Source organism: Vibrio sp. HB236076, assembly GCF_040957575.1.
Taxonomy (GTDB): Bacteria; Pseudomonadota; Gammaproteobacteria; order Enterobacterales; family Vibrionaceae; genus Vibrio.
The window spans coordinates 366,542-382,517 of record NZ_CP162601.1 but is presented as its reverse complement, the minus strand read 5'-3'; the positions used below and the strand labels follow the sequence as shown (position 1 = coordinate 382,517).

Annotated in this window: 14 protein-coding genes and 1 pseudogene; 10 read left to right on the top strand and 5 right to left on the bottom strand. The window is 42.9% G+C overall.

Annotated elements, in window-relative coordinates; translation table 11 throughout:
* Position 1 precedes the first annotated feature (1 nt).
* From ptsN to AB0763_RS01825, 5 genes are all read left to right on the top strand, one after another.
* Positions 2 to 457, top strand: coding sequence for a PTS IIA-like nitrogen regulatory protein PtsN (gene ptsN / locus AB0763_RS01845; RefSeq protein ID WP_306102120.1), 456 nt, complete (start codon positions 2 to 4; stop codon positions 455 to 457).
* A 17-nt stretch (positions 458 to 474) separates the two neighbouring features.
* Positions 475 to 1,338, top strand: coding sequence for an RNase adapter RapZ (rapZ, locus tag AB0763_RS01840; RefSeq protein ID WP_306102121.1), 864 nt, complete (start codon positions 475 to 477; stop codon positions 1,336 to 1,338).
* The gene (locus AB0763_RS01835; RefSeq protein WP_306102122.1) at positions 1,338 to 1,613 is read left to right on the top strand and encodes an HPr family phosphocarrier protein; all 276 of its coding nucleotides are present in this window, start codon (positions 1,338 to 1,340) and stop codon (positions 1,611 to 1,613) included. Before rapZ ends, AB0763_RS01835 begins: the two co-directional genes overlap by 1 nt.
* Before the next feature lie 95 nt (positions 1,614 to 1,708).
* Positions 1,709 to 3,067, top strand: coding sequence for a magnesium transporter (gene mgtE / locus AB0763_RS01830; RefSeq protein ID WP_306102123.1), 1,359 nt, complete (start codon positions 1,709 to 1,711; stop codon positions 3,065 to 3,067).
* Between the two features lie 272 nt (positions 3,068 to 3,339).
* A complete protein-coding gene (locus tag AB0763_RS01825) occupies positions 3,340 to 4,065 on the top strand; it encodes a hypothetical protein (RefSeq protein ID WP_306102124.1) in 726 nt (241 codons plus the stop codon).
* 54 nt (positions 4,066 to 4,119) lie between these two features.
* Here the strand turns inward: AB0763_RS01825 and AB0763_RS01820 are convergent, their stop codons facing one another.
* The 3 genes from AB0763_RS01820 to AB0763_RS01810 all read right to left on the bottom strand — a co-directional run bounded on the left by AB0763_RS01820 (position 4,120) and on the right by AB0763_RS01810 (position 7,012).
* On the bottom strand, positions 4,120 to 4,572 hold the full coding sequence (locus AB0763_RS01820; protein WP_306102125.1) for an Lrp/AsnC family transcriptional regulator: 453 nt from the start codon (positions 4,570 to 4,572) through the stop codon (positions 4,120 to 4,122).
* 192 nt (positions 4,573 to 4,764) lie between these two features.
* Positions 4,765 to 5,784: a 1-aminocyclopropane-1-carboxylate deaminase gene (locus AB0763_RS01815; RefSeq protein ID WP_306102126.1), complete on the bottom strand. Its 1,020-nt coding sequence runs from the start codon at positions 5,782 to 5,784 to the stop codon at positions 4,765 to 4,767.
* Positions 5,785 to 6,058: 274 nt separating this feature from the next.
* Positions 6,059 to 7,012, bottom strand: coding sequence for a DMT family transporter (locus AB0763_RS01810; protein WP_306102127.1), 954 nt, complete (start codon positions 7,010 to 7,012; stop codon positions 6,059 to 6,061).
* Between the two features lie 134 nt (positions 7,013 to 7,146).
* Between AB0763_RS01810 and AB0763_RS01805 the strand changes: the two genes are divergently transcribed.
* From AB0763_RS01805 to AB0763_RS01790, 4 genes and pseudogenes are all read left to right on the top strand, one after another.
* Positions 7,147 to 7,632, top strand: a complete 486-nt coding sequence (locus tag AB0763_RS01805) for an Lrp/AsnC family transcriptional regulator (protein WP_306102128.1) — start codon at positions 7,147 to 7,149, stop codon at positions 7,630 to 7,632.
* Between the two features lie 188 nt (positions 7,633 to 7,820).
* Entirely contained in the window at positions 7,821 to 8,753 is a 933-nt protein-coding gene (locus AB0763_RS01800) for an aminoimidazole riboside kinase (RefSeq protein WP_306102231.1), read from the top strand.
* A gap of 408 nt (positions 8,754 to 9,161) precedes the next feature.
* Positions 9,162 to 10,529, top strand: coding sequence for a carbohydrate porin (locus AB0763_RS01795; protein WP_306102129.1), 1,368 nt, complete (start codon positions 9,162 to 9,164; stop codon positions 10,527 to 10,529).
* A 512-nt stretch (positions 10,530 to 11,041) separates the two neighbouring features.
* A pseudogene (locus AB0763_RS01790) lies at positions 11,042 to 11,503 on the top strand (transposase); the annotation flags it as partial.
* 18 nt (positions 11,504 to 11,521) lie between these two features.
* Here AB0763_RS01790 and AB0763_RS01785 read toward each other — a convergent pair.
* Together AB0763_RS01785 and AB0763_RS01780 are read right to left on the bottom strand one after the other, a co-directional pair.
* Positions 11,522 to 13,153, bottom strand: coding sequence for a glycoside hydrolase family 32 protein (locus AB0763_RS01785; RefSeq protein ID WP_306102130.1), 1,632 nt, complete (start codon positions 13,151 to 13,153; stop codon positions 11,522 to 11,524).
* Between the two features lie 131 nt (positions 13,154 to 13,284).
* Positions 13,285 to 14,277 (bottom strand): LacI family DNA-binding transcriptional regulator, encoded by a 993-nt coding sequence (locus tag AB0763_RS01780; protein WP_306102131.1) that lies wholly within the window; start codon positions 14,275 to 14,277, stop codon positions 13,285 to 13,287.
* Positions 14,278 to 14,514: 237 nt separating this feature from the next.
* On the opposite strand from AB0763_RS01780, the gene AB0763_RS01775 reads away from it, so the two are divergent.
* Positions 14,515 to 15,954 carry a sucrose-specific PTS transporter subunit IIBC gene (locus tag AB0763_RS01775; RefSeq protein WP_306102132.1) on the top strand — a complete coding sequence of 480 codons (1,440 nt, stop codon included), beginning with the start codon at positions 14,515 to 14,517 and terminating at the stop codon, positions 15,952 to 15,954.
* Positions 15,955 to 15,976 lie beyond the last annotated feature (22 nt).

Here is a 15,976-nt window from a genome sequence, read left to right as displayed (position 1 = left end):
TATGCAATTAAGTCAAATTTTATCATTGGACTGCACAAAAAGTGCCGTCCAATGCTCAAGCAAAAAACGCGCCCTTGAAATCATCAGCCAGATTGTTGCTGAGCACACTGGTGAAGAGAGCAATGCGCTGTTTGAATCGATGCTAAACCGAGAAAAAGTAGGCAGCACAGGTATTGGTAATGGCATTGCCATTCCACATGCAAGGTTGCCTTTTGATGCTAATCACGCCATTGGTGTGTTTATCCAATGCCAAGAGCCGATAGAATTTGATGCGATTGACAACCGTCCTGTCGACCTTTTATTTGCTTTGTTGGTGCCAGAAGCACAATGCCAAGAGCACTTAAAAACCTTAGCAACGATGGCAGAAAAACTGTCCGATAAAAATGTCCTAAAATCACTGCGCAAGGCGGAATCTGATCAAGCGCTTTACGACATCATGGTTAATCAAACCCAATAACAGAGGCCACCATACTAATGAGACTCGTATTAGTCAGCGGACACTCCGGAGCAGGAAAAAGTGTGGCATTACGGGTCTTAGAAGACCTAGGGTTCTATTGTGTCGATAATTTACCGGTCGACCTGCTGAACGCCTTTGTACAGTCCGTCGATAAACGCACTAAAAATGTTGCCGTGAGCATCGACATTCGCAACCTTCCCGCCAATATCGATGAGTTGACCGACACACTCGGCCAACTCAAAACGGTGCACGATGTCACGCTACTTTTTCTCGATGCCGATAAATCAGCGCTGATCAAACGCTACAGCGAAACTCGTCGTATTCACCCATTGACCATCAGTAAGCTTGCTCCCTCACTAGAGCAAGCCATCGATCTCGAAAAGCATATTCTGACCCACTTAAAAGCCGAAGCGGATTTATTGATCGACAGCAGTAAAACCTCTATTCACGATTTGAGTGAAACCGTTCGTCGCCGTATTGAAGGACGCGAGCGCCGCGATCTGGTGATGGTATTTGAATCTTTTGGCTTCAAATACGGCCTGCCCAGTGATGCCGATTATGTTTTCGATGTGCGTTTTTTACCCAACCCGCATTGGCAACCAGAATTGCGCCCAATGACAGGGCTAGACGTGCCAATTAAAGACTTTTTAGAAAGTCATCCTGAGGTCACACAACTCAAATTGCAGTTACAACAATTTTTTGAAAGTTGGCTGCCGATGCTAGAAAAAAACAATCGCAGCTATCTAACCATTGCGATTGGCTGTACAGGTGGCAAACACCGCTCTGTTTATCTAACACAGCAGCTTGGTGAACACTTTTCCAGCCTCGGACATCAAGTCCATATTCGCCATACATCATTGGAACAACACAAGGAGGGTTAGTGTCCATTTCTCGAGAAGTACTGATACAAAATCGTTTGGGTTTGCACGCCCGCGCAGCCGTAAAGTTGGTAGAACTTGCGCAAAGCTTTGATGCCGAAATTACGATTGAGAATCAAGATAACACCACGGCAACGGCCGACAGTGTCATGGGGCTGCTGATGCTTCAATCGGCCCAAGGCCAACGAATCACCATTACCGCAAGCGGGCCAGAAGCGGAACCCGCGTTAAACGCAGTCACCTTATTAGTAGAAGATAAGTTTGAGGAAGGCGAGTAAAATCTTGGCTAATTTTTGTTAAATCACATTCTTATTGCCATAATTTTAAGTTATTATTCAATCTATTGTAGCCTTTCGAGAATTAGGGGGAATTAATGGCAGAGCAATTTGAGTTTGATCAAGCTCACCAAGCCCTCCAAGACATCACCACTTCATTAGACAATGGTCGTTTTGTTCATGTCCGTCGCCAGCTTCAAGATATGGAGCCGGAAGATATTGCTCACCTTTTAGAAGCGGCTCCTCGTAAAAGCCGTGACGTCCTTTGGCAATTAACCGACCCGGAATACTACGGCGAAATCCTCGATGAATTGAGTGAAGATGTCAAAGACAACCTGGTGTCCAAAATGGCGCCAGAAGCCTTGGCCGAAGCCACCGAAGGTATGGACACCGATGATGTCGCCTATGTCTTGCGAAGCTTGCCTGAAGATGTATCTCGTGAAGTTTTGGCACAAATGGACGCGGTTGACCGTTTGCGTATCGAAACGGCCCTTTCCTATCCAGAAGACAGTGCCGGTGGCTTAATGAACACGGATGTCGTCACGATTCGTGGCGATGTCGATGTCGATGTCGTTCTGCGATATTTGCGTATGAAGGGCGAATTACCTGACACAACCGATGCACTTTATGTTATCGACAGTGACAACATTTTGTTAGGGGTGGTTGCCGTCACCCATTTGCTCACCAGTCAAGCCGATGTCAAAGTCAGCGAAATAATGACCTCAGCCGATGAAGCCATTTTGGTGGAGACCAGTGCCAGTGATGTGGCCAGCCTCTTCGAACGACGCAACTGGGTCTCTGCCCCGGTCGTGGATGAAAACCAATTACTGCTTGGCCGAGTGACCATCGATGATGTGGTGGATGTGATCCGCGAGGACGCTGAACACTCCATGATGAGCTTAGCCGGTATGGACGACGAAGAAGATACCTTCGCACCGGTAATAAAATCGACTCGCAAGCGCTCTATTTGGCTCGGTGCCAACGTTTTAGCGGCTCTTGCCGCTTCTTCTGTCTCCAATTTATTTGAAGATACGCTCGAACAAATGGCTGCCATTGCCGTTTTGATGACGATTGTTCCTTCGATGGGCGGTGTCGCGGGTAACCAAACCATTGCCCTGGTGATACGCGGTTTGGCCTTAGGCCACATCGGGGATGCGAACCGCAGAGAATTACTGCGTAAAGAAGCCGCTATCGGTATTTTAAATGGCATACTGTGGGCGTGTATCATTGGCGGTATTGTTGTGGTTTGGAAAGGCAGTTGGCTATTAGGTGGCATTATCGCAGCCGCGATGATGACCAACTTGATCATGGCTGGTATTGCAGGGGTAACGATCCCTGTGGTGTTGAAGAAACTGAACATTGATCCAGCCCTCGCCGGTAGTATGGCGCTGACAACCGTCACCGATGTGGTGGGGCTGACGACCTTCCTCGGCCTTGCGACTTTGTTTTTGTCCTAATAGACCAGTAGAAATCAAGTATAAGACAGTGTAGCACCGTGTTCCGCTGTCTTATCTTTTCGTATGCTGTGTTAACCGAAGCGAACTGCCATACGCTGCCTCAAACTGTCACACACTTCACACAAAAATCTCGGTAACAAACAACACAATTACGTATACTATCCAGTAATAATAAGAATATCATCTTAAGCACAAGTAAGAGATACCCTTTGCTGGACAAAAAATCCCCCTACTCTCTGCATGCCTGTTCAACAGAAACAGAAAACCGTGTCATGACTGGAAATGTCAAAGATACGCCCACTGCTGTGATGGTGCTACACCGTCATAGTCTTGATATTGGCTTGAGTATGCTCTTTATCAGCCTAGTCATCGTGATTGAGTATTATTCCTGGTCTTACTTACCTACCTCGCCCATTTACGCCATGATCTATTCGCTGGCCGCTGTGGGCTCTGTCGGTGTATTGCTATTAGCAAGTGGTAAGAGACTCAAAGCGATTGAACGCCTTTCTCTACAACGCTTTTATTCATTGTGCTTTCCCATTGTCTTAGTCACACTCAGCCACTTTCCATTTGAGCTCAATTACAACCCACTCAAGGCGTTATTCAATCTCTTCCCGCCGTTCTTGTTTGAACGACTGCCAGGAGTGGTTCACACGATTAACCACTGGTTTTCCTACCCTTGGCTGACCAATATGGTCTCGGTGACTCGGTATGTTCTTACCCTTATGTCTCAGTACCTGCCATTTTATCTAGGTGGTGCACTGTTTGTTTTTGTGTGTTATCACTTACTGACCGCCGGTTTTCGTTTACTTCACCGCACCGCAGTCAGTGCGACCACTCTACAATGGTTATTTAAGTACGGGTTCCTTTTATTGTTTAGTATAAACTTTGCTTCTTACACCGATAAGATGGTCATTCAATCTGACTGGCTCGCTTTGTTACTATCGATCGCAAAAGAGTGGTTTATGATTATTTTCCCACTCGCGAGAGGGATTTAAGGCAAGGCAGTGAAACACCGTTTAAGACAGTGGCCCAGAAAAGACAACGAGACACTAAAAAAACAGTGGGGCATTATCTTGAACTTCTTTCATGACAAAAAACGTTCTTAGCTGTCGCACGCTTGGCAGAGCGAGTAACTGCTCACTATGCAAATGGTTAAAATCCGCCATATCCGCCACTCTCACCTTCAAAAAATAATCAAAATCGCCAGCGACTAAGTAGCAATCCAAGATAAACGGCAAAGGTTTGATTGCCGATTCAAATAAGGCAAAACTTTCTTTTGTAGAACGATCGAGAACCACGCCCACGAGCACTAATGCGCCTAGGTCAACCTTTTTAGGATTGACTAACGCACGAACCTCTTCGATGTAGCCTTGCTCAAACAGCTGTTGAGTCCGGCGATGACAAGTGGCTGGGCTGACGTGTACTTTTTCAGCTAACTCGGCGTTGGTTAAACGCCCATCTTGTTGTAGATACTGTAAGATTTTCTTATCGACTTTGTCCATAAAGCGCGATCTTCTGGTCCTTTGATGAAAGTATCTTAGCGAAGTCGCTGGTAAAGTGAAATCAACGCGTATCATCAACGCAACTCACACCACACTTCTTCCTGTCACACGACTTGAAACCGCCTCTTAAGGGAAACGAGATGGCCTGTAAATAACACAGGCCAAATGTAAGTGCATACTGACCTTGAATACTTAGCCATTGCGATAAGTATAGCTGTAACCATTTAATGCCGGTGCGCCGCCCAAGTGGACATACAGCACTTTAGATCCCGCCGGGATATCTCCCCTTTTAATCAAATCAATCATGCCCTGCATTGACTTACCTTCGTAAACTGGGTCAGTCATCATGGCTTCGGTTTGCGCTGCCAAACGGATCGCCTCATTAGTTTCAGCGCTCGGCACCCCGTAAGCAGGGTAAGCGTAGTCTTCCTTAATGATAATTTCGTCGTCACGGATTTCACGGCCGAGTTCGACTAACTCTGCCGCATTATCGACAATGTTTCGCACTTGTGCTCGAGTTTGCTCTACCGTACCTGAAGCATCAATACCAATGACTCGATCCGCTCTCCCTTGATCGGCAAACCCGACAATCATCCCCCCCATCGTCGACCCAGTCACAACACAGACCACAATGTAATCGAAGGAAAAACCCAGCGCTTGTTCTTGTTTTTTTACTTCTTCGGCAAACGCGACATAACCAATCGCACCGTATTTATTGACCGAGGCACCCGCTGGAATACCATACGGCTTGCCTCCTTCAGCTTTAACTTCCGCCATGGCTTGTTCATATGAAGAGCGGATACCGATATCAAATCCATCGTCGACAACTCGGCTATCCGCCCCCATCAAACGGGTCATCAAAATATTTCCCACTCGGTCGTAAACCGCATCTTCGTGGGGGACCCAACTTTCTTGTACCAAACGGCATTTCATACCAATTTTGGCTGCCACTGCCGCAACCATGCGAGTGTGATTGGATTGTACACCGCCAATCGACACCAAGGTATCAGCACCAGAAGCTATCGCATCGGGTACAACGTATTCAAGTTTGCGCAATTTATTACCGCCTAGAGCCAAGCCTGAATTACAGTCTTCACGCTTGGCATAAATCTCGACCTCCCCTCCTAAGGCAGCACTCAAACGAGGTAAGTGCTCAATGGCAGTCTCACCGAAAGTTAATGGGTAGCGTTCAAATTTGTCTAAGTTCATCATTGATTCCTTTCATTGTATGGCCTCGAAGGACAGTTCGTTGTCCTTCAACAATGAAAAGAATACCGATAAATAAATGAAAGGTGCTTTCTAATTTAATCTATATTTGCAAAGTTAAATGATAAAAAACTGGAAAATTCACCACTTAACGATCATTTTTTTCATCATAATGAAAGATCTTATCACTTCAGATTGAGTTCAAATGGCAGAGTGGTCAGTGAGGCTCAGCCCATCCCATTACAGGGCAATCTAACGAGTTAAAACTCGATATCCTCCCTCAGCTTGCTGAGCTTTTGGTCTGGCTGGCCGCTTTGATAACCATAAAAATACCGGCACAAATACACAAGGTGCCAATCACCAACGTCGACGTTAAAGGTTCATTTAAAAATAACGTTGAAAAGACAAGCCCCGTCACTGGGACACCTAACATCGCCGTCGAGATAAAAGCCCCAGACAATAAACGACTGGCTCCATTAACGGCACAAAAGCAAAATGCCGTTGCCAAGGGGCCTAGGTATAAACAAATCATCCAAAAGCTCATACTGCCATCACCAGTAAAAGGCCCTTCAATCCAGTAAGAAATAAAGATGAGCGGTACCGTGGCCGTGAGCATTTGCCATGGTGCCAATTGGTAAGCACTCGCTTTTGATCGAGAGTGACGCAAGTGCAATATACATAAGCTCCAGCACAATGCCGCCACCAATAACAATCCATTAGCCAAGAGTTGGCTTTTATCCTGCCAGGCAAATGTCATTGGATTAAACATAATCACAACCCCAACAAGGCCAAAGAGAACCCCTTGTATTTGCGGTTTTGATAAACGCTCACGAAATAGAATCACCGACAAAGGGAGGACCCATAAACTGGTGGTGTAAGCGAGAATAGCAGAACGCCCTGCTTCGACTTGAGTCATTGCAACTGAGCCGAAAACGGTAAAAGTCATCATTTGAATCAGGCCAATACTCAAGATAAGAGGTATATCTTGCTTTTTAGGGCGATAAAGGGTTTTCGTTACCCACTGAAAAGCAAATAAAGTGGCACCACCTAGAGCAAATCGCATCATCGAAAACCAGAACGGAGTAATATGAGCCAGACCGGCTTTCATCACCGGCCAGTTTCCGCCCCAGATGACAACCCCAACCATCAAAATAATCAGCGCTTTTAGTTCAGGCCTAATACCAATAGCCTGGCCAAGCAGGGTTCGTTGTTGATAAATGGCTTTATTACTCATCACCGCTCTCTCCTTTCCTTGGAATGGTTATAGATTAACCAATTCCAACAAGAAAAAGTTTCTGAACTTCGATAGAAAACCACATCAAAAGCATATATATTTTCTTTAAATCAAGGATGATTAGGAAAATTTATATGGTCAAATTAGACAGAAAAGATATTTCCATTTTAAATCACTTACAAGAAAACGCCGATATCACCAATGCCCAACTGGCAGAAAAGGTCAATTTATCACCGACGCCTTGCTTTAACCGTGTTAAACGCCTGGAAGAAGCAGGCATTTTAAATGGCAAAGTGTCTTTAGTTGATGCCGACAAGTTAGGCTTGCACGTCAATGTCTTTATTCATATTCGTCTTAAACAACAAGATGAAGCCGCGTTGGCCATTTTTGAAAGTGAAGTCAGTGAGTGCGCTGAGGTGATGGAGTGTTATTTAATGACCGGAGAAGAAGATTATCTACTGCGAGTATTAGTACCTGATATTCGCGCTTTAGAGCGATTGATCCGTACCCGTTTAACTAAGATCCCAGGTGTGGCCAGCATTCGGTCTAGCTTTGCCTTGAAGCAGGTCAGTTATAAAACCGCCCTGCCTTTACCACAGAGCTCGTCGCCCCAACCCTGAAGTGATACAACTTACCTGTAACTCTCCCTGTTTTAGTGGCACTCTAAATTAGACTTTATGTCATTACGAGTTGCACCTTGAGTGGGCAAGATCACAAATTTATATCACAGAAAAAAAATTAATTTCTCTATACTCATATTTTTCTTAGACTTTTCTCAACCAAAGACAAATAAGAGATGAAGATGTCAATGAATAAAGTATGGCTTACTGGAGATGCAGTTGTAGATCTAATTGCTGACGGAGAAAAACATTACTTAAAATGCCCCGGTGGTGCACCAGCAAACGTTGCTGTAGCTATTGCTAGACTCTGTGGTAAGGCTATTTTTTTGGGTAAAATCGGGAACGATCCCATAGGAAGATTAATGAAAAAGACCCTAAAAGAAGAAAACGTCAATACCGAGTATCTTTACACATCTGAATATCACCGTACCTCTACTGTTATTGTCGACCTCGATGACCATGGAGAGCGCAGCTTTACTTTTATGGTCAAACCCAGTGCCGATCAATTTCTTTGCTCACAAGAAATCCCAGAGTTTTCTACAAATCAATGGCTACATGGTTGTTCAATCGCACTAGCACACGAACCTAGCCGCAGTGCGACTCTTTTAGCTATGGAAAAAATCAAACAAGTTCACGGTTATGTCAGCTTTGACCCCAATTTGCGACCTGAAGTTTGGAGCGATACGCAAGATCTAATACCAACTGTAATGCAGGCAATAGCTCTCGCCGATGTGGTCAAACTGTCTAAGGAGGAACTGCTTTACTTAACCAGTACGCAAACTTTAGACGATGCCTTATCAATCTTAGAGCCGATCAACATACCTTTGATTTTAATAACTCAAGCTGAACAAGGAACATTAGTTATTACCAACAAAACACGTTGGCAACAGCCCTCTATCAAGGTCACCCCGATTGATACAACGGGTGCGGGAGATGCCTTTGTCGGTGGTGTGTTGGCAAGGCTTAGCCAATCAAATAATTGGCAAACAACTTCTATTATCAGACAAGCTGTCCAGTGGGGAAATATCTGTGGCGCACTCGCAACGACAAAAAAAGGGGCAATGACTGCGTTACCAACAGCACAACAACTAAAAGAAAACCTCCTACAATTAAATGATTAAATTCATTTTCTCACCTTTTAATCTCATTTGATTACTAAATAAAAAAACGGCTTTTTTTCAAGTTCTAATCTGCCGACAAACTCTGACTTCGCCCTTGGAGTCAGAGCCTTACAACTTTTTGGCATTCTATTGTTTAACTTTCTCAGGGGGCCGTTTATGTACTCATCATATTTAATGATTGATCACAACTTTTAATCACATTTAGGCAATAAATGTGATCATTATTACGCTTTCAGACAACAATAATGGGAACGATACCATTTTGATGTTTTTATAGTCTCGACAACGCAACAATCACATTCATTTAATACGAATTTATAATAGTAATTTCCAAAATTATTTCGAATGTCTACTAGGGGGAACGTTTGCAAACCAAACCCACTAACAGACACGCTTGGAGTAATACTTATGAAACTTTGTGTTCTTGCTTTTTCTGTAGTATCAGTACTTTCACAAAACGTCTACGCTGATAACCAAGAGAAAAATTTAGAGGCAAGTTTAGAACAACGCATCTCCGTATTAGAACAAAAACTGGCCCAAACCTCGGTGACGTCTATTTCAAAAAATGAACTTGATTTCACTGGTTATGCCCGTTCGGGGTTATTAATTAACGACAATAGAAATGGTGCTGTCGGTACGGGGCCTTACATGACGGCCGCTGGCGTACTAGGAGCGCCTATCGGTCGACTTGGTGTTGAAGATGATACCTATGTTGAAGCAAACTTGATTCATACTCGTACTGCCGATAACGGTTCTCAAGCCATGTACAAAATCATGTTGGCGGATGGTCAAGAATCAAATAACGATTGGACTGGCGATAACTCAAACCTCAATGTTCGTCAGGCTTTTGTCGAGTTTAGTCATTTAAGTAGCTTTGATGGTGCTTTTGAAGACGCTGCGTTATGGGCAGGTAAACGCTTTGATCGAAACAATTTTGATATTCACTTCTTTGACTCAGATATTGTTTTTTTATCAGGTACCGGGGCCGGTATTTACGATATTAAAGTTGATGAGAATTGGACAACTAACTTATCAATCTACGGACGTGACTTCGGTACAATTAATAGCTCAGGTTCAGATATTGAGAATTATATTATGTCCTCCAATAACTATATTGGACCATGGCAAGTCATGCTTTCAGCCATGACTGCAGCCGATAACCAAGAGCGTGATACTAGCGGATCTTCATTGGCGGACAATGGGGTTCATGCACTATTTGCTTATCACAGCGATCACTTTTACGGTACTGATAAAGGTTTTTCCAAAACAGGCTTTACTCTAGGTTCTGGATTAGGTGCTGAATTAAAAGGGATTGGTTCTAACGGTAATTTAACGCAAGACGCTCAAGCTATAAGAGCGTTCACTTTCGGGGTTTATGAACACTCATATACGTGGCATTTTGCTCCCGCCTTAATGGCAGAATACAGTCAAGACCGCCTGAAGCAAGGGGATCAATATACATGGCTTTCTGCGAACCTAAGAGCACAAAATTTACTAAACGATAACTTTGCTATGGTCTACGAAGCGAGTTATCAATACATGAATCTAGATAACAGTACTGAATCAGCCAGTGGCAATTTCTACAAAGCTACTATTGCTCCTACCTTCAAACTCGATACTCAAGGTGGTTTCTTTGATCGCCCAGAGATCCGCTTTGCCGTCAGCTACGTTGATTGGAGTGATGAATTAGAAAATTACACCATTTCTAACAGCAGTTCGGCGATGGGCGAAGGGAGTAAGGTTCTGTTTGCATTACAGATGGAAACGTGGTTTTAAAATTGTCACAGACAGCTGTAATGCCTAAACATCATTATTTTAAGTTTACTGCTTTTTTGCCACACCTTGAGTGTGGCTTTTTCGTTGTAATCATAGAGAAAAAGAGTAAGCGCATCATGAATCCCGCGTTCTAATCATCCGCCTCAAATAATAAGATCAAATCTTCAACCACAAGAAGATTTGTCATAGTAAAACGACGCACCAACTAAGAATGGCAAACGCTATTCGAACAATATGAATCCAGCAAGCTATCGTAACGTCTATTCTGCGAGCGTAATGGGCTCGGCGTAAGTTCATGGATGCGAAGAAGCTTCAGGGTAAAGGTAAGTCAGGCAAAACAGACAATACGTCATACCAATCTGATTAAGTATGTGGTCAATAATAGCGCAGAGAAAAAGCTTGAGAACAAGGCAAGAAAAGACAATTAGTAGTTTTTCTACAAGTTATTTTCTTAACGATGTTATTGAGATTTTTAACCAACTAGGGTGACCAGCTATTTAGTTAGATTGGTATTAGCACAAATCCAAAAACTATACGGAATAAAATCCCGCTTAAAAGGTGCATCTTTCGAAACGCAGCAAGCAGAGTGCCAAACACACGCCAAGCCAATACTGGATGAGCTTTACGAATGGATGACGACTCAGAAAGTTGTTGAATCGAGCGCATTAGGGAAAGCGATAAAATACACGCTAGGGCCATGGTCTAAGCTCATTCGCTATATCGACGATGGTCATTTATCTATCGACTATAACCGTACTGAACGTGCAATCAAACCGCTGGTCACTAGCAGGAAGAATTGGCTTTTCTCGATCAATCCCAACGGCGCTGAATCGATCACAATGCTTTATAGTATTGTCGACACAGCGAAAGCTAACGGTCTTATCCTCTACGAGTACTTAGTTAAGTACATGAAAGAACTAGCAAAAACAAAGCCAGATATCGATGCACTACTGCCATGGAAGTTCAAACACTAGCAATGTCGCCCCGTGAGTTCATGGGGCACTTACATTAAATGGAGAATGAGCAGCCAGTAAGGGCCAGTACTGGGCTTTACAAGTTCCTCCTAACGTACAGAGACAAACATGACTCTCATTCACAAAAATACGTCCACTCATAACAAATTGCCCATGATTGATAAAGACCTCTAACGAGGATGTATCAGAAAAAATTCGTAAATGTATAGGCTGCCCATTCAACGCTAAACGGCGAATGGTGTCGGCTTCACCCATGATAGTCTTAGAACGATCAAAAACCAGTTCCTTAGTCTCTTCTTGATACATAAACTCCACTTTATATTGCCCGTAGCGTAACTCTATGGTTTGGCCGATTTGAAGCTCGACTTGCAATTCAAATTGGAGAGAATCAAGTGGAGTTGGTCGTTCATCCAAGACGAGTTGATTTAATGTCTGACGAAGATTCTCTAAAGACTTTAGTGGGTGTTGATATAAATGCTCACCCTGCCACTCCAACTCTCTCACGCAAGTTAACTGATGCATCCAACCATCTTCAGCAGAGGCTTGATCTATTTCATCAGGAACTCCCATCCAAGCAATCATAACTCGACGCCCATCGGGGAGTGCCAGCGTTTGCGGAGCATAAAAATCAAATCCATGATCTAACGTTTGTTCTTGTGATAACGTCGGTTGTTCCTTTGAGCCAGTAACGGTAAAAATGCGATTGTGATGTGGAGAGGTTATTTCAGGATACGCACCGTCTATTCCTTGAGGACCAATAATACAACGGGTTTGACCTTGCTGTATAAACCAATCTGGGCATTCCCACATATAACCAAAATTTCCTAGCTCTTGGCCAATAAATGTATCAAATTTCCAACTCAACAGATCCTTTGAAACATAACGCCCTAACCTTGCCTGCAAAGGCTGTGTATCGGTTTGTATACCTAAATACATTTCCCATCCGTGATTGGTTTTTACAATTTTAGGGTCTCGGCAATTCGCCGTGGCCCCCGGAGGTAAGTCATCGACTACTGGACCTAATTTGTTAAAATGAATCCCATCATCACTGACCGCGACACATTGTGTTGTTTGTCTATGACGTAACTCTCCAATACGGGTATTACCAGTGTAAAACAACCACAATTTCTCATCATGAACGATTGCATGACCAGAATAGACTCCATGGCTGTCATAATAATGTGAAGGCGCAAGTGCCAATGGATGCCAATACCAGTTGATAAGGTCATAACTTGTTAGGTGAGCCCATGCTTTTACACTATGATCGCAATAAAATGGATTCCACTGATAAAACAAGTGGTATTGCTCATTAAAATAAACAAAACCATTCGGGTCATTAATCAACCCCTGAGGAGGCGAGATATGCCAAAGTGGACGATATTTAGAGTGAACGGGTTCACAAACATCCTCTACTCGATAATGAAAGTTTTCTGAAATCTTATCGCCTAGATCATTCAATTGTTGTTTACTGAGATCAATCTCTGTTCTCGGTATATGACACCAATGCTCACCAAGATAATTTTTAACCCTATCCTGTAACTCAATAGGAACGTGATACAAAGAGAAAATCAGGTGTTGTTCAGTTTTTAATACCCGTTGGATATTGGTGTAGCCACCTAGCTTATTTATAAATTGATCGTTGTTGTTCATAATTAAAACCTTGAATGGGAACGTTCTCAAAATATAAAAAGACAGCCATAACTGCAAGATCTTTGGTAGATACACTCATTAAATGACAGCTAAGTTGTGATTAATTACACAATTTCTATTGACGAACATTGCTACGACAAACAAGTTTCTCTTATTACTGCTTGATAACTCAAAACCAGCTTACTCATTTCATTTCCTTGGCCATTGATACGTTCTAACAACATTTTTGCAGCATAATTACCTGCTTTTTCAAACTCATAGTTAAAAGTAGATAGGGCTGGAACACACACTTTCGATAATTCATCATTGCCCACTCCTAAGACCTTCACTTGCTCACCAACGCGAATATTAGCTTGTACCAATGCTTTAATCGCTCCAACGGCCAAACGATCTGTTGCACAAAAAACACCATCCACTTCATTAGATTTGTTTAATATTTCTTCCATACCTTGCTGTCCCGAATCGATAGAGAAGTCACTGTGAACATGACATAGCAAAGTAAGACCATATTCGTCTAACGCTCGTTTTAATCCTAAGCTACGCATACCATCCACTGCAACATCATCGGATTGAACTCCGATAAAGGCAACCTGTGAACAACCGGATTGGATCAAGCGACGACCAGCTTCATAGCCAACTCTCATATCATCATGGATCACGGAAGGTATATCCGAATAAGAACCGTCTTGACCAACCACCACGACTGGAGCATGAGACTTTTGGATAGCTTCAACCAAAAATTTATCTAAGTGGGTCGCGTATAAAATGATCCCCTCAACACGCTTTTGATTAAAAATTTGTATGTATTCGATTTCTTTTTGATGACTTTGGTGTGTATTCGCTAATAAAACATGCTTTCCCGCTTGTTCTATCGTAGCAGAAATTCCATCAATTCCCTGTGAAGTTGCGTGAGAAGAAACGCGAGGAACAATCACACCGATTAAGTTAGTTCGCTGTTGTTTCAAATCTTTTGCTACCTGATTAACCATGTAACCAACTTCTGAAATCGCCGCCTCTACTCTTTTTTTCGTCGAATCTTTCACTCCATTTTCATGATTAATCACTCGGGATACGGTCGATTTTGACACTCCCGCTAGTTTTGCCACATCGTGTAAACTCGCCATTCCTTTCCCTATTAGTTTTACGTACCCGATCTGGGTGATGTTCGTTACTTTATCAGTGCCTTTAAAAAAAATTAAGCTGTGATTCTACTCTTGTATTTTTAAACAACCAGAAATTTTAGCGATCATACTCACAAAAGTTATTTTCGTTCTTTGACCTGATAATAAATATTCTCAACAATGCCAATGCAAACGTTCCCAAAACTAAAACTTCAATAACAATGATGAACGGGGTATGTCATGAACTATCCGAAAACCGCTAAATCCCTTATAACCCTACTAGGCGGAAAAGAAAACATAAAAGCACTTGCACACTGTGCTACTCGACTGCGATTAGCGATCAAAGATGAGTCTTTAATTAATGAGAAAGGAATTGAAGACCTAGATGGAGTTAAAGGTCAATTTAAAGTGGCAGGCCAGTACCAAATTATTTTTGGCTCTGGAATCGTGAATCAAGTTTACGCTGAAATGGCCAAAGAAACAGGCTTGGTAGAAATGTCGACAAAAGATGTGGCTACTGCAGGAGCACAAAAACAGAACCCTGCTCAGCAATTAGTAAAAGGGCTTTCAGATATTTTTGTACCTATAATTCCAGCCATTGTGGCTGGTGGTCTCTTGATGGGCTTATTTAATTTATTAACTGCTCCTGGCCTCTTTCACGACACGCAATCTTTAATCGAAACGCATCCTGGTCTAGCTGATTTAGCCAGTATGATCAATACGTTTGCCAATGCTCCTTTTGTCTATTTACCTATACTCTTAGCCTTTTCAGCTACGAAAAAATTTGGCGGTAACCCTTTTCTAGGGGCTGCATTAGGGATGCTAATGGTCCACCCCGACTTGCTTAACGGCTGGGGCTTCGGCGGAGCAGCTATTGCAGGAGAAATCCCAACGTGGAACATTTTGGGACTGGAAATTCAGAAAGTGGGCTACCAAGGCTCAGTATTACCTGTTCTCGTTTCTGCGTTTATCCTAGCGAAAATTGAAATCAATTTACGCAAGATTATCCCTTCTGTATTAGATAACTTGCTCACCCCCATGTTTTCAATTTTATTAACAGGATTTATCACCTTTACTATCGTCGGTCCGTTTACTCGAGATCTTGGCTTTTTGTTGGGTGACGGCCTAAACTGGCTTTACGAATCTGCAGGTTTCATTGGTGGGGGTGTCTTTGGGTTACTTTACGCACCTTTTGTTATTACAGGTATGCATCATAGTTTTATTGCTATTGAAACCCAATTACTCGCTGACATTGCAGTTACTGCAGGTAGTTTTATTTTCCCAATAGCGGCTATGTCTAATGTAGCACAGGGCTCTGCGGCATTAGCCGTTGGCATCATAACCAAAGATACAAAACTAAAAGGAATTGCAATACCATCAGGTATTACTGCTCTATTGGGGATAACTGAACCTGCGATGTTTGGTGTCAATTTAAAACTGCGCTATCCTTTCCTTGCAGCAATTATTGGATCAGCATGTGCTAGTGCCTTTATTTCTCTATTCCACGTAAAGGCTTTAGCATTAGGAGCGGCAGGTATACCCGGTATTATTTCCATCACTCCATCGCAAATTAACATCTATATTGTAGGAATGTTAATCTCCTTTGTTGTCACATTTGGTTTAACGCTTGCTTTGGGAGTTCGTCAAGCAAGAAAGCAACCTCAAATAGCAACCGCTTAATCAAGTATTATTAGGAAGAGCA